10 protein-coding genes are annotated in these 13,840 nt (G+C 51.2%); 4 read left to right on the forward strand and 6 right to left on the reverse strand.

The genetic code is table 11. The annotated features are described in order from the left end of the window. Positions 1 to 14: 14 nt before the first annotated feature. Together glgP and BLQ88_RS31190 are read left to right on the forward strand one after the other, a co-directional pair. Positions 15 to 1,664 carry an alpha-glucan family phosphorylase gene (gene glgP, locus BLQ88_RS31185; protein WP_090156940.1) on the forward strand — a complete coding sequence of 550 codons (1,650 nt, stop codon included), beginning with the start codon at positions 15 to 17 and terminating at the stop codon, positions 1,662 to 1,664. A gap of 151 nt (positions 1,665 to 1,815) precedes the next feature. Further along, on the forward strand, positions 1,816 to 2,397 hold the full coding sequence (locus BLQ88_RS31190) for a Uma2 family endonuclease (protein ID WP_090156941.1): 582 nt from the start codon (positions 1,816 to 1,818) through the stop codon (positions 2,395 to 2,397). A 25-nt stretch (positions 2,398 to 2,422) separates the two neighbouring features. On the opposite strand, the gene BLQ88_RS31195 is transcribed toward BLQ88_RS31190, so the two are convergent. The 6 genes from BLQ88_RS31195 to BLQ88_RS31220 all read right to left on the reverse strand — a co-directional run bounded on the left by BLQ88_RS31195 (position 2,423) and on the right by BLQ88_RS31220 (position 9,908). Then, positions 2,423 to 3,325 (reverse strand): SDR family oxidoreductase, encoded by a 903-nt coding sequence (locus BLQ88_RS31195; protein WP_090156942.1) that lies wholly within the window; start codon positions 3,323 to 3,325, stop codon positions 2,423 to 2,425. Between the two features lies 1 nt (position 3,326). Next, entirely contained in the window at positions 3,327 to 4,034 is a 708-nt protein-coding gene (locus BLQ88_RS31200) for a peptidylprolyl isomerase (protein WP_090156943.1), read from the reverse strand. 5 nt (positions 4,035 to 4,039) lie between these two features. Next, positions 4,040 to 4,636 carry a hypothetical protein gene (locus BLQ88_RS31205; protein WP_090156944.1) on the reverse strand — a complete coding sequence of 199 codons (597 nt, stop codon included), beginning with the start codon at positions 4,634 to 4,636 and terminating at the stop codon, positions 4,040 to 4,042. A gap of 117 nt (positions 4,637 to 4,753) precedes the next feature. Further along, positions 4,754 to 6,178: a BamA/TamA family outer membrane protein gene (locus BLQ88_RS31210; RefSeq protein WP_090156945.1), complete on the reverse strand. Its 1,425-nt coding sequence runs from the start codon at positions 6,176 to 6,178 to the stop codon at positions 4,754 to 4,756. A gap of 93 nt (positions 6,179 to 6,271) precedes the next feature. Next, the gene (locus tag BLQ88_RS31215; protein WP_176885164.1) at positions 6,272 to 7,501 is read right to left on the reverse strand and encodes a PepSY-associated TM helix domain-containing protein; all 1,230 of its coding nucleotides are present in this window, start codon (positions 7,499 to 7,501) and stop codon (positions 6,272 to 6,274) included. 43 nt (positions 7,502 to 7,544) lie between these two features. After that, positions 7,545 to 9,908, reverse strand: coding sequence for a TonB-dependent receptor (locus BLQ88_RS31220; RefSeq protein WP_176885165.1), 2,364 nt, complete (start codon positions 9,906 to 9,908; stop codon positions 7,545 to 7,547). Positions 9,909 to 10,102: 194 nt separating this feature from the next. Between BLQ88_RS31220 and BLQ88_RS31225 the strand changes: the two genes are divergently transcribed. Together BLQ88_RS31225 and BLQ88_RS31230 are read left to right on the forward strand one after the other, a co-directional pair. Then, the gene (locus BLQ88_RS31225; protein ID WP_090156948.1) at positions 10,103 to 10,297 is read left to right on the forward strand and encodes a hypothetical protein; all 195 of its coding nucleotides are present in this window, start codon (positions 10,103 to 10,105) and stop codon (positions 10,295 to 10,297) included. 149 nt (positions 10,298 to 10,446) lie between these two features. Next, the gene (locus BLQ88_RS31230; protein WP_229212946.1) at positions 10,447 to 13,839 is read left to right on the forward strand and encodes a SusC/RagA family TonB-linked outer membrane protein; all 3,393 of its coding nucleotides are present in this window, start codon (positions 10,447 to 10,449) and stop codon (positions 13,837 to 13,839) included. The last annotated feature ends 1 nt before the right edge of the window (position 13,840 follow it).

Below are 13,840 nucleotides of genomic sequence, written 5' to 3' on the forward strand. Positions count from 1 at the left end.
CAAAATTGCTACTGATGTCACAACAAACTTTCAAGCTTCCCTACCATCACCCGTTTGTCGCGGATAGTCAATACAAAAAATCAGTCGCCTACTTTTCGATGGAATTCGCCGTCGACCAGGCATTAAAAATCTACTCGGGCGGTTTGGGCTTCCTCGCGGGCTCGCATATGCGCAGCGTGTACGCACTCAAACAGAACCTGGTCGGGATTGGAATGCTGTGGAAATACGGTTACTACGACCAGGGCCGCAAGAAAGACGGCAGTATGGAGCCCGAGTTCCGGGAGAAAATGTATTCCTTTCTCACCGACACCCAGATCCGCTTCCAAATCCCGATGATGGGCAAAAACGTGTGGGTAGCAGCCTATTACCTTGATCCGGAGACATTCGGCTCGGCCCCATTATTCCTGCTGACCACCGATACCGACGGCAACGACGAGGCCACACGCGCGATCAGTTATTCATTGTACGACGCCGACGTTACCTATAAAGTAGCGCAATGCATGGTGCTGGGTATCGGTGGCGCGAAGTTGCTCGAAGCATTGCAATATGAGCCGGAAGTGTACCATTTGAATGAGGCGCACGCCGTATCCGCCCTTTTTCATTTGTACAAAAAATACAAGAAAGTCGCTGATGTGCAGAAAAAGGTCGTTTTCACGACGCATACGCCGGAAGAGGCGGGTAATGAAAAACACGACATTCATTTCCTCGATAAACTTGGCTTCTTCTCCGGCCTTGACCTGGAAACGGTCCGCAAAATCAGCGGCATCCGGGATGGGGTATTCAACCACTCGCTGGCTGCATTGAGTCTGAGCCACAAAGCGAACGGCGTCTCGAAGCTGCATGGGGAGGTTTCCCGTAAAATGTGGAAAGCGCATCCCAAAATCGCGCCGATCGGCCACATTACCAATGCGCAGAACAATGCTTACTGGGTTGATCCGGTACTGGAAAAGGCACGCGTGGAAAAGAATGTCGAGGCGATCGTGGCACGCAAGAAGGAGCTCAAAAAGGTGCTTTTCAAAACCGTCGCCGATCAGAGCGGCAAGCTGTTTGATCCGGATGTACTCACGATCGTCTGGGCGCGGCGCTTCGCGGCTTACAAGCGCGCGGATATGCTTGTGTGGGATATCGAACGGTTCAAACGGATGATGGCGAATGTGAACCAACCTATTCAGGTTATCTGGGCGGGGAAACCTTATCCGAAAGACGAAGGCGCCGTGGGGACATTCAACCATCTGTTCTATCTTAGCCATTTATTTCCCAACATGGCCGTGCTGACGGGCTACGAACTGGCATTATCCAAACTCCTCAAAGACGGCGCGGACATCTGGCTCAACACGCCCGTCGTGACGCGTGAAGCATCAGGTACCAGCGGCATGACGGCCGCCATGAATGCCGCATTGAACCTCTCCACCTTCGATGGCTGGATTTGCGAGTTCGCCAAGGATGAGCATAATGCATTCCTGCTGCCCGTGGCCAAAGGCGAGGATATCAACAAGCAGGATTGCGACAACCTGATGGAAACCCTGGAACGTTCCGTCATCCCGACTTACTACAATGCACCGGCGAAGTGGCAGGAGATGGTTTTGAACAGTATGAACGACGTCTCCGAACCATTCAACTCGGATAGGATGGCGCGGGAATATTATGAGTTGTTGTATAACTAAAAAAAATCACCCGCACGATAGCGGCGGCTGACAGTTGGTCCTTCTGAATCCGTTCTATGAAAAGTGACTGCCGGCCGCCGTTCTGCCTTTGAGGCAAAATCGTTACATTTGATTAGCATTATTGAAAGACTTCCAAAGACATCGTTAAGTTATGGACACGCCTGTTACATTCATTGTGGGAGATCTCATGAGTGAAGACGAATTCTTTCGTTTTTGCCAGATGAACGATACGCTCAACTTGGAGCGTGACAGCGAAGGCAACATTATCTTTATGTCACCTGCTGGAATGCTTTCTGATAGCTTTAATGGCGATATTTTCGCTGAATTCGCCGCCTGGTTGCGCAAAAATAAGGTTCCCGGAAAGGCCTTCGGGCCATCGGCGGGCTTCACTCTTCCGAATGGCGCGGTACGATCACCGGATGTGGCTTGGGTCAACCGCACAAGCTGGGATGCAATGTCCAGGGATGAACAGGAGCGTTTCGGTCATGTCTGTCCTGATTTTGTAATCGAAATCCGCTCCCGATCGGATTCACTGCGCTATTTGCAGGATAAGATGCAGGAATACCTTGACAATGGTTGTCGCCTGGGCTGGTTGATCGACCGGTATAAGGAAAAGGTTTATGTATATGAGCCGGGCTGTGCGATCCGTCAATATGATAGCCTCGATATTCAGCTTTCCGGAGAGCCGCTTTTCCCTGGATTTGTATTGAATTTAGCAGAAATAGAAAAGTGACGAATGCCACGAATGCATTAAAAGCTTAAATCTGCGAAGCCAAAATAGCAATCCCTTCCCGAAACGAATGCGGCTCATACCCCAGCACATTCCGTGATTTCGTCAGATTGAATCCGGTACGCGGAGGCCTGCGTGCAGGTTGCGTGAATGCGGAAGCGTCCGTAGGCGAGATCAATGAAGCATCCAGCCCGAAGTAATCCGCGGCGGCGAGTGCCATTTGGTAGGGCGTCATGAAGTCCTTGCCTGAAATGTGGTAAATGCCTTTCGCCTCCTGGTCGGCGATGAGGAAGCAGCCTAATGCAAGGTCTTCGGCCAGGGTAGGAGTACGAAACTGGTCCGTCACGACTTTGATGGCCTTACCTTCTTCCAATGATTTCTTAACCCAAAGGATAATGTTACTCCGGCTCATGTCGTGCGCGATCCCGTACACGAGTACCGTGCGCGCAATGGCCCATTCGATGTCCGAAGATTTGACGGCTTTCTCGGCTGCATATTTACTCCAACCATAGAAACTGATCGGGTTCGGGATGTCTTCTTCGCGGTAGGGGCCGGATGTTCCGTCGAAAATGAAGTCCGTGGATACGTGTTCTAGAAATATCCGGTACTTCGCGCAGGCGGCGACCAGCGTTTCGGTGGCGGTGACGTTCAGTTTCCAGCACGCATCCTTCTCCATTTCGCATTGGTCCACGTTTGTCATAGCGGCGGTGTGTATCAGTACATCGGGGCGCTCGGTACCGAGCACCTCGTCTACCGCCGCCGGGTCGGTAATGTCCATTTCAACATACCGGTAACCCTTGTGGAATGGTAACCGGTTTTCACCACGGGCCGTGGCGATGGTTTCGATGTGTGCTTTCGATACCAGCAGTTCCACCAGTTTTTGGCCCAGCAGCCCGTTGGAGCCGGTGATCAGGATCTTTTTCTTTTCCAATTTAAGCTTCGTATTTCCAGCCGTATTTGCGGGTAATCTTCTTCTTTTTCATCTTTTTGACGGACACTTTCATCGAAATATCCTTCTCCGGCCGGTCGCGCTCGTCTTTTTCTACCGAAGCAATCTTGTCGAGCACATCCATGCCGTCGATCAGCTGTCCGAAAACGGAATATGCGCCGTCGAGGTGGGGTGTGCCGCCCACGGTTTCATACACTTTCTTCTGGGCGTCGGTGAGTTTGCGCGCTGCCCGTGCCGATTGTTTTTCCAGATCAGCTTTGCTCCATTTGCGGCCTTCTACAATATAAAACTGGCATCCGCTGGATTCTTTTGCCGGGTTATTGTCACGTGCGGCAGCCAATGCGCCTTTCTGGTGGAAAAGTTTGCCGTTGAATTCCGCCGGTACTTTATAACCGTTATCCCCGCGGCCGAGCATAGCGTCGGGTTTGGCATTACGTGACTCGGGGTCGCCTCCCTGGATCATGAAATCGTCGATCACGCGGTGGAAAAGCAGCCCGTTATAGAATTTGTCCTTGGCGAGTTTGATGAAATTGGCTTTGTGCTTCGGTGTTTCGTCGAAAAGAATGAAGCGCATCGTACCCTTGTCGGTATCGATGGTGATTACTTCGTCTTTTTTAGATGGTTTTTGTGCAAAAGCATTCAGCGCAATGAGGCACAATGCGCCCAGGATAATCGATCTTTTGGTTTTCATAGGTGTTATTTGGCGGCCAGAACGTTTTTGTCGGCCGGGAAGAATTGAAATTTCAAGCCATAATCTTTACCCTCCGAAACATCCTCCATATTCACCCGGATCGTTTTGTTGTTCCAGGAAATCTTTTTGGAGTCTTCTTTCGGAGCAGCATAGGCTTCGCTAAAATACTGCTTGCTGGCATTCCAGAGCTGTTTGGTAGCTTCCGGACTGTTCAGATAAACGTCGATCGTGATCTTATTTACCTTTTTTTCGGGGGTCAGAAAGTATTGCACGTCGATCGTTTCGAGCTGCGCCGTTTCCGAGGTATAACCCAGGTGGTCGGGCGTTTCTTCAAACATTTCGAAGGTCTCGGTCGCTTTCACCTTGGCGATCGCGTCGCCGAATGCAATACCCCTCAAAACGACACCTGCCGGATTTTGTTCGGCCGGGCCCAGGATCGTTTTCAACAATGCCGATTGGTCGCTGTTAAGCTCGGCGGGAGCAGGCTCGCGCAGAACGACGGAGTCGGCCGCGGCCTCGGTTTTTTCGTTAGTCTTAGTGTCGCAAGCCGATGCCATTACTGCCATCACAAGCAATGCGATCCCATTTTTCAGCGTGTTCATAAGCGTAGAGGTTGAACCATTCGGTTTAAATAAAGTTGAGAAATTATCGTGCCTTATAACTAATTCGACGGTTGCTTCATTGCAATTTATACATATTTATCACTTCCCAAAATCCGTTTAAAACTCTCTTGCAAGGTTAAAAAAGAACCTGCGTTCTCCCAAACCGTTCAATGTGACATTAAACCGCGCGACGATATTATAGAACGTTACGAGGTCAACGCCGGCCCCGACGCCGAACAATGTGGAATTACCCAGCCTCGTATTGCTGAACTCCGGATAGCTGTTTTTGACATAACCTGCATCCGCGAAAGTATTGATATAAGCCGCCAGCGGGATCGTATTGAACTGCCTCACAGGTATGAATGAAAAATGCTTCTGAATCGAAAACAGCTTGTATTTCAATTCATTCTTGACCAATGCATAATCCTGCCCGTCGATCACGTAAAGCTCGTACCCGCGCACGAGGTCGTTGCGGTAGCCGAGGCCCACTGTTTGCGTGTAAGGCTGGCGCTTCGGAAACGAAATCCGTCCCCGGACATTGGTATTGAAAAACCATTTCTTGCTCAATGGTATAAATTTCCGGTACGAGCCGTACAAATACAATGTATTGACGTCATCGGAAGGCAGCAGGCCTGTTTTCGAGATCTGCACCCCGGCAGTTTGGCCCTGCAATGCGTACTGAACATTGTCGCGCTTGTCGTAGCTGTAAGTGTAGGTTAATTGGAAATAACGTTGCCGTTTATCCCCATCCAGCAGGTAATTGGGGTTGAGCTTCGCGATGGTGTCGGACACCGACAGGTAGCTCCAACGAAGGTCCAAGGAATGAAAGGTGTAGTATTTGTTGCGGCGCGTGAGGCTGACGTAAGTATAAAATCGCCTCCGGTTAATATCCTCGCTGCTGAGATATTGCAGCTTGTCGCGCCAGGTCCTGAATGCAGTGTTCTTATTAATAGAGTACGAGCTGCCGATGGTAATGCCTGTCTTTTGCGCCTTATCGATGTAAGGTAACGTATATGCTACCTCGAACTTTGGTACAAACCCGAATTCCGCTAGAAAACGGAGCTTGTCTGCGCGGCCCGTGACATTACCGTAGCTTAGGTATACGCCGTAGGTCGTTCGGGAGAGGTCCCGCTTTCGTTCGTACCACCATTCATTGAAATTCCGGTCGGCAAGCTGGAAAACGGGCAGCATAATGAAGTACCAGCGCTCCTTCACGACAATGCGGATATCGGTATGGACCGAGTCGGGATTAGGCTTGGTGAGCAGGTCTACCGTCACGAACAGATTGGTATTTACGACTTTCCTGCGGTCGATTTCGAGTTTTTCTTTGAGGGATTCGGTCGTAAGCGTATCGTCCCTGCGGATCGCCATCTCGCGCATGATGATGCCCGTACGGGTACGATGGTTCCCTTCCACCGTGATATCGCCCACGATCACATTGCCGGTTGTATCGGCAACGACCGTCTGGCCGGAGGTAAAATAAGGGATCAGCAGGGTAAAAAGCAGAAAGTAAAACTCCTGACAGCACTTCTTAGGGTTCATTCTTCACGGTCCGTGTTTCGGTATAGAAACGATACTTCCTGTTAATATGATAAAATTTTAACAAAAATAGGGGTTCGTGAAGAATGACAACATTCACGTAACGGAAATTGGGCTTTCGGGCAGTTTCCGTTTTTTACCGGTTTTGGTCTTTTTCCCCCTGAACCACCAGACGATAAACCCGGTAACAGGTAGGCTGGCGCCAATCAGGCTCGCAAAAAATGCCAGAATACGTGTCGGAAGGCCATAAATCTGGCCCACGTGAATGTCAAAGTTCATCGCGTAGAGTTTTTCACCGGCCGACATTTCTTCAAACTTTCTCGATTCTTCGGAAGGTAGTTCCTTCAATGTATTCCTGTCAAAAAAACGGTTGAAGGTTCTGTAAATGGTGCCGTCCTCGGGATTGATCGCGATTTCGTAGGGATCGTTGGCTTCTTCGGGAAAGCTGATGTTGAGCCGGCCGAGCTCTCCGGGATGGTCGTTGCGGATGCGCTGCCAGAGAATGTCTGCCGGCTGGGAATACAATGCGCGGGTAATGGTGGTGTCGGAATGCGGATGGTGATCGGAATGGCCGTGCGAGGCGGTGGCTTTGCCGGTAAGCAGCCATTGGTAACCTTTGTCGAACCAGTCGAAACTGTACACAATGCCGGAGATGGTCAATGCGATGGCTACGAGGAAAGCATAGAAACCGAGCACATTATGCAGGTCGAGGTTGACGCGCTTCCAGTTGCCGTTCCATTTGATTTTAAAACTCTTGTCGCGCATCGATTTCGTCCACTTTTTGGGATACCACCAGATCAGCCCGGTAATGAGGGTTATCACGAAAATAATGCAGGAAGCGCCAACCACCGGGCTACCGATTTTCTGCGGCAGGAAAAAGAAACGATGGCCGCTCCGCACAAATATGAAGAATGCCTCGGCCGGCGATGGACCGGTTTTGTGGTAAAGTACTTTGCCGTCGTACGGGTTAACGTAAATGCTGTAAAACTTGCCTTCGCCCGGTTTGTAGTTCACAATTGCCGATTTTTTGGAAGTACCGTAAGTAATGCCGGTGAATTCGACAGGTTTACCCTCTTTAATCTGCGCGAATGCAGCTGCCTTTTCCATTAATGCCGAAGGTGGCAGAAATGGTTGGTTCTGTGCCTCCACGCGCTGGTAAGGCTCCGTAAAATACCAAACCTCGTACCGGAACACCCACAATGCGGCGGTGAGGCATACTACAAATACGACAATGCCCGAGGCGAGCCCCAGCCAGAGATGCAGCCATTCATTAATGCGCCTGAACAGCGAACGCCTGGGCTTTTCGGATGATTTTCCTGTGATCATGGTGATGAAAATGAATCGGGGCGCAGCACGCGCCCCGAACGGGTCAGAATTTGATAGTAACCGAGCCGGCCAGCTGGCGGAGCGGCTGCGGCAGTCCCCAGTTGGAGTAGGTAACCTCATTGGCGAGGTTATTGCCTTTGAGCGTCACACGCCATTTGGGCTGATCGTAGAAGAGCGAAGCATTAATGAGCGTGTAACCCGGAATAGTGATCAGGTTGGCCGCTTCGAAATAGCAGTCGGAAACATAGTTACCGCCGAGGCCGAGGCCGAAATTGCGCAGCGTTTTGCCGGTGAACTTGTAGCTGATCCACACGTTGGCATAGTCGGTAGGTACCTGCGCCACGTAGTTGCCTTCGAATGCAGCGGCTTTGACGACCTTATTATCGTTTTTGGCATAACCTGCCACGATATTCATCCCCGCCACCGGGTTGGCCACCACTTCGAACTCATAGCCTTTGCTTTTCTGCTGGCCGTCCTGGATCGTAAAGCTGTCTTCCACGCGGGTCGCATTGTTGATCGAAATGTCGTAGTAGCTCACGGTACCGGTCAGTTTACGGTTGAATGCTTCCGCTTTCAAACCAAACTCCCACTGGTTGGCATTCAATGGCTTGAAAGTCGAGGTAGAGCCGTCGGGCTGAACGACCGGGGCCACATTCTGGAAGCCATTCATATAATTACCAAAAATCGAAAGCTGCTCGGGAGCGACCTGGTACACAAAACCGAATTTCGGCGAAACGGCGGTTTGCTTGTAGTCGTTGGCGCCTTTCACACCATTGGTAATGGTCGCATTGTTGACAAAGCGGTCGATCCGCACACTCAGCATTACAATCAGCCGCTCGGTGAGGTTGATCACATCGGAAGCATAAGCGCTGTAAGTGCTCAGGCGCGTCTGGTTGTTGGAATTGGTTTTGGTAGCAAGAATGGCATTCACCTTGTCGAGGTTAATACCCGGAATAGGCTTGTTGGTGCTCACCACATCATATGTACCCACATCGGTGAAGCGCAGCTGGCTCGTGAATGTGTACACATCCAGCCCTACGAGCAGGCGGTTGCGCAGGCGCCCGATGTTGAAGTTGCCGGTGAAGTTCTGTTGCGCATTAATAGAAGTGAAAATCCGTGGTCCGTAGTTGGAAATGTTGCGGTTAAAAGTCGTGTCGCTGATCCAGTTAGGGTAAATCTGGTTGCTATGCTCGATGCGGTTGTTGCCGATGGTAACGTTCGTTTGGGACGTCCATTTGGAATTAATAGTATACCTCGCGCCGAGGGCGTAGTTCAATGCGGTTAGATCGGCATCGATGTTTTCACCGCCCAGTGAAGTTTTGCTGCCGATGGGGATATCCTTGAAATTGGTATAGGAAGTTTTGTTCAGATTCTGATAATAGGCGACGGTCGAGCGGTTGGTCGCATTCAGTTCCGCGTCGAAGGTGAGCGTCAGGCGGTCATCGACTTTGTAAAGCAGGCTTGGTGTAGCGGTATAGCGGCGGTTATGGCCGAAAGTCTGCCAGGTACCTTCCGAATGCGCAGCCGCATTTACGCGCAGAAGTAATGTCTTGCCGGCATTGAGCGGCGTGTTAACGTCGGCTGTGAACCGGCTGAGCTCGTAACTGCCTGCCGTGTATGAAACTTCTCCTTTGAATGTCTCGAAAGGCTTTTTGGTCACCTGGTTGATCAGCCCTCCAAAGCTCACCAGGCTCGAACCGAACAATGTACCTGACGGCCCTTTGATCACCTCGACGCGTTCCAGGTTAATCGGGTCCGACTGGTAAATCTGTACCGCCATGCCGTTCCGGACGGTGGTAGTGGCCGAAAACCCGCGAATAGTTGCGCCTGTGCCGCCCGCGGGGTTGTTTACCGGTGCCACGCCGGCCACATTGCGCAATGCATCCTTGAAATCAGTCACCACCTGCTCGCTGATCAGGTCTTTGTTGACCGCGCTGTAAACCTGTGGATTTTCCAGGTTTTTGAGTGGGAGGCGTGCCACGTAATCCGTTTCTTTGTCGGCAAAGCGATTGATATTCCCTTTTACCTGCACTTCTTCCAATTGGTTGAAGTTCTCTTTCAGGCTCACGACCGGCGCGGTGATCGTCTCGTCGGGCAACACCTGGATAGCCACTTCAACGGCCGCATAACCGACCAACTGCACGACGAGCGTCTGGGCCCCTTCGGCCACATTCCGGATCAGGTATTCTCCCTGCTCGCCCGTGAGCGCGCCTTTGGAAGAGCCTTTGATAGATACATTCACGAAACCGGCCGGTTGGCCGTCGGAAGTCTGCACAAGCCCGCGCACATTACCACGGCCTTTGTCGGGATCAAGCGCGAATGCGCATTGAAACGAAATTAGCCAAATAGCTGCCAGAAAAATCACACGTGGAAGGGCACTTACGTGGTGTGGGTAGTCTTTTTTCATATTATTTGTAAATATTCTAAATAAAAATACAAACATAATGCAGCTTTCGGTCATCACCAACGAAAGCTGGAAATTTTCAGGGTTGCGGGCTTTGGAAAAAAGGAGGGGAGCCGTATGAAAAATCCGTGCTGCGGGAATAGTCTGTTGCAATGCTTTGCAAGTATCCTTGTCACATACCAAAACTAACTAACACCATGTCATTCTCCCGGGCTGAAATATTGATTAACAAGCTAATCAGCAATAAGATATCCGAGGACGAACTGGCGGAGGTGCTCGCGGGAATTTCCGATGACGAAAGGGGTAAAATGTACTCCGACGCCCTCGAAATCTATTTCAACCGCCTGTTGAAGGAAAGCCGGCCAAACGGGGAAGCCGGGCCGAAGGATTGATGGCACCGGGGTGATCCGCCACTCACCTGATACCATGTTATTTAATACCGCTGACACGGATTATATAAGTCTGTCGTGTTCAATTTTTTAACATAAAACTCTAATTACCAGTATCATGTACAGTGCCCATCACCTTAAATACAAAAACTATGGATCCAAATTTTACTGCTAGCCTGCGAAGGTTGCTTTTATGCACTTTTGTGGCTGTTTTTCTCGTGAGTCCGGCATTTGCGGGGAAAAATCTGGATAGGACAATCAAAGGAAAGGTTACATCCAAAATCGACGGCGCGGCGCTTCCCGGCGTCAGCATTATCGTGAAAGGCAGCCAGGTAGGTACCTCTTCCGACGCCTCAGGCAACTATTCCATCAACGTCAACGAAGCTTCCAAGCCGGTTCTGGTTTTTTCCTACATCGGGCACGAAACCCAGGAGGTTACCGTCGGAAGCCAGTCGGTAATCGATGTGGTGCTGGTCGAGGGTGTCGAAACGCTTAACGAAACCGTAGTGACGGCGTTGGGCCTGTCGCGCGAAAAGCGCTCGCTGGGATATTCCGTTGCTGAAGTCAGTGGGAAGGATATCAGTCGCGTAGCGCAGGAAAACGTGCTGAACTCGCTTTCCGGAAGAGTGCCGGGGGTTACCATCAGTTCCACAGGCGGCGCAGGTTCGTCGGTGAGCATGATCATTCGCGGCGCAACCTCCCTCAGCAGCGACAACCAGCCGCTTTTCGTGGTAGATGGCGTGCCCATTGCCAACACGCTGAACAACGTGAGCCAGATCGGTAACGACAACCGCGTCGATTACGGTAATGCAATTTCAAGCCTTAACCCCGATGACATCGAGAATGTTTCGATTTTGAAAGGACCTAACGCGGCGGCACTTTACGGCTCGCGCGCAGGCCGCGGGGTCGTGTTGATTACCACTAAAAGCGGTGCCAAGTCGAAAAAAATGACGGTTTCTATCAACTCCAACACCGTTTTTGAGAAACCCTACAAATACCTGAACATGCACAGCAAGTTTGCGACAGGTATCCTTCCTTTTACACCGGACAACAATCCGTATCCGGGCGGCGTGCTGATGATTGACGAGGGTTCCGCCGGCGGTGTCGGCCCCGAGCTCGACAAAGGTTATAAAGCCATTCAATGGAACAGCCCCAAAGACGACAAGGGAAACCCTATCCCGACGGACCTCGTTTCGCACCCCGATAATGTGAAGAACTTCGTGCGAACCGGTATCACGACCACCAACGGCGTAGCGATTTCGAACAGCAATGACCTCGTAAGTTACCGTCTTTCATATTCGAATATGACCAACCGAGGCATCATTCCTAATTCGGATTTGTTTCGCAATTCGTTGAATATCAACTCGTCCGTTAAGCTCTCCAAGAAGCTGACATTGAGCACGAATGTCGATATCAGCCGTAACAACTCCAACAATCGTCCCGCAACCAACCGGGGAACAAACCCGCTGCAATGGGCATACGCCGTTTCTCCGCACATCGATATCCGCGATTTGCGCAATTATTGGGTGCCCGGTCAGGAAGGTTTGCAGCAGCTCTCGCAAGGCCCCGGCGACTATAACAACCCCTGGTTCCTGGCCTATGAGGTCAACAACAGCTTCGTCCGCGACCGTGTTTTCGGTAACCTGAAGGCCGACTGGCAGATCACCCCGCATTTGAGCCTGATGGGCCGCTATGCGCTCGATACGTACCGTGAGCAACGCGAGACCAAAATCGGTAACAGCTATACCAACGACAGCCGCGGAGGTTACGGGTTGATCAACCTCACGCGGTTCGAGCGCAACGCCGATTTCTTGCTCAGCTACAAACGCGATGTCAGCCATTTCAGCTTCTCGGTGTCCGGCGGTGGAAATACCCGCTACCAGAAGAATATGGATGTGAACAATGCGAGCGGAAACGGTACGGGGCTAGTGATTCCGGGACTTTACACGTTGTCGAACATCGCGCCGGCCAATATCCGGTATTCCAGCTACTTGTCCGAAAGGGCGGTTTTCAGCGTCTACGGATTGGCTAACATTGGTTTCAAAGACATGATCTACCTGGATTTGACAGCCCGCAACGACTGGTCGAGCACGCTGCCGAAAGCCAACCGGTCGTACTTCTATCCGTCGGCTTCATTGAGTGTGTTGCTGAACGAAATGATCCCGATGCCGAATCAGGTAAGCTTGTTCAAGCTGAGAGGAAGCTGGGCGCAGGTGGGTAACGATACCCAGCCGTACAATTTGCTGGCGACATTGGGTAACTCAGGCGCCTGGGATGGTATCACCCGCCTGTCGAAATCGGGTTCGATATTGCTTCCCGACCTCAAACCGGAGATCGCGACATCGTACGAGTATGGGCTCGACCTGAATCTTTATCACAACCGCGTGCGGATGACTGCCACTTACTACCAGGTGGAAAACCGCAACCAGATCATTCCTACCAAGCTTCCAGGATCGAGCGGTTTTACTTCGAAAAACATCAATGCAGGCTTGCTCGTCAGCAAGGGACTTGAATTAACCCTGGGCGGAACGCCGATCGACAAGAATGGCTGGCGCTGGGATATCAATGCGAACTGGTCGAGAAACCGGACCACGATCAAGTCGCTTTCGGATGGTCTTGAATTCTACACACTCTGGACCGATGCAAAAGGCGGAGCCTGGACTTACGTAGGTGACAAGATCGGCGATATTTACGATAACGAGCTCGTAACCGTCACGGACAAAAGCTCGCCTTACTATGGATATCCTATTCTGGATGAAAACGGTTCGTGGCAGTCGATTGCGGCTTCCAAAACCCGCAACAAGATCGGTAACTTCAATCCGGACTTCCTGATGGGCTTGCAAACATCGCTGTCATACAAAGGTTTCAGCCTGAATATGTCGTTCGACTGGCGCCAGGGCGGTGATTTCGTGTCACAGACTTACCGTTACGGCGAATCCGATCTTAAATCGCAGCGCTTTCTGGATAACCTCATCAACCCGAATGGCATGACCGGCGATCAGCTGCGCAACTACCTGGTAAACAACAATAAAGTGGCGGTTACCGGAAACCAGTTCAATATCGTAGGCGGTCCTACCAAAGAATATGGAGGCTTCCCGTTTGAATACGGCGGCAATACTTATGATTACGCGGTGTTCAACCCGGGTGTGATCGCGACTTACGGAGAAAACGGCGAGATTACCGGCTATACCGAAAACCTCGGCGGCGCGGGTACCAAGTACATTCCTTATGGCGACAACTATCCGTGGGACTTCACCCGTGCGGCTACATTCGATGCTTCTTTCATCAAGCTGCGCGAAATATCGCTGGGTTATGACCTTCCGGCCACATTCGTGAAACGCCTTGGCCTGCAAAATGCCAATGTCGCGGTTTACAGCCGTAATATCATTCTTTGGACCAAAGCGAAAATCGGTATCGATCCGGAGCAGGCATTCCAGCAGGAGTCGGGTGCGCAGGCGGGTACGCAGTTCAAGCAGGGTATCGAGCGCTACAACGTGACCCCCTGGGTGATTCCGGTTGGTTTCAAGCTTGGTTTAACTTTCTGAT

It is taken from the genome of Dyadobacter soli (genome assembly GCF_900101885.1).
GTDB lineage: Bacteria > Bacteroidota > Bacteroidia > Cytophagales > Spirosomataceae > Dyadobacter > Dyadobacter soli.

Coding starts and splice junctions, on each gene's coding strand:
- glgP (WP_090156940.1), top strand. CDS start 15: ATGTCACAACAAACTTTCAAGCTTCCCTACCATCACCCGTTTGTCGCG.
- BLQ88_RS31225 (WP_090156948.1), top strand. CDS start 10,103: ATGTCATTCTCCCGGGCTGAAATATTGATTAACAAGCTAATCAGCAAT.
- BLQ88_RS31210 (WP_090156945.1), bottom strand. CDS start 6,178: ATGAACCCTAAGAAGTGCTGTCAGGAGTTTTACTTTCTGCTTTTTACC.
- BLQ88_RS31190 (WP_090156941.1), top strand. CDS start 1,816: ATGGACACGCCTGTTACATTCATTGTGGGAGATCTCATGAGTGAAGAC.
- BLQ88_RS31230 (WP_229212946.1), top strand. CDS start 10,447: ATGGATCCAAATTTTACTGCTAGCCTGCGAAGGTTGCTTTTATGCACT.
- BLQ88_RS31215 (WP_176885164.1), bottom strand. CDS start 7,501: ATGATCACAGGAAAATCATCCGAAAAGCCCAGGCGTTCGCTGTTCAGG.
- BLQ88_RS31205 (WP_090156944.1), bottom strand. CDS start 4,636: ATGAACACGCTGAAAAATGGGATCGCATTGCTTGTGATGGCAGTAATG.
- BLQ88_RS31220 (WP_176885165.1), bottom strand. CDS start 9,908: ATGAAAAAAGACTACCCACACCACGTAAGTGCCCTTCCACGTGTGATT.
- BLQ88_RS31200 (WP_090156943.1), bottom strand. CDS start 4,034: ATGAAAACCAAAAGATCGATTATCCTGGGCGCATTGTGCCTCATTGCG.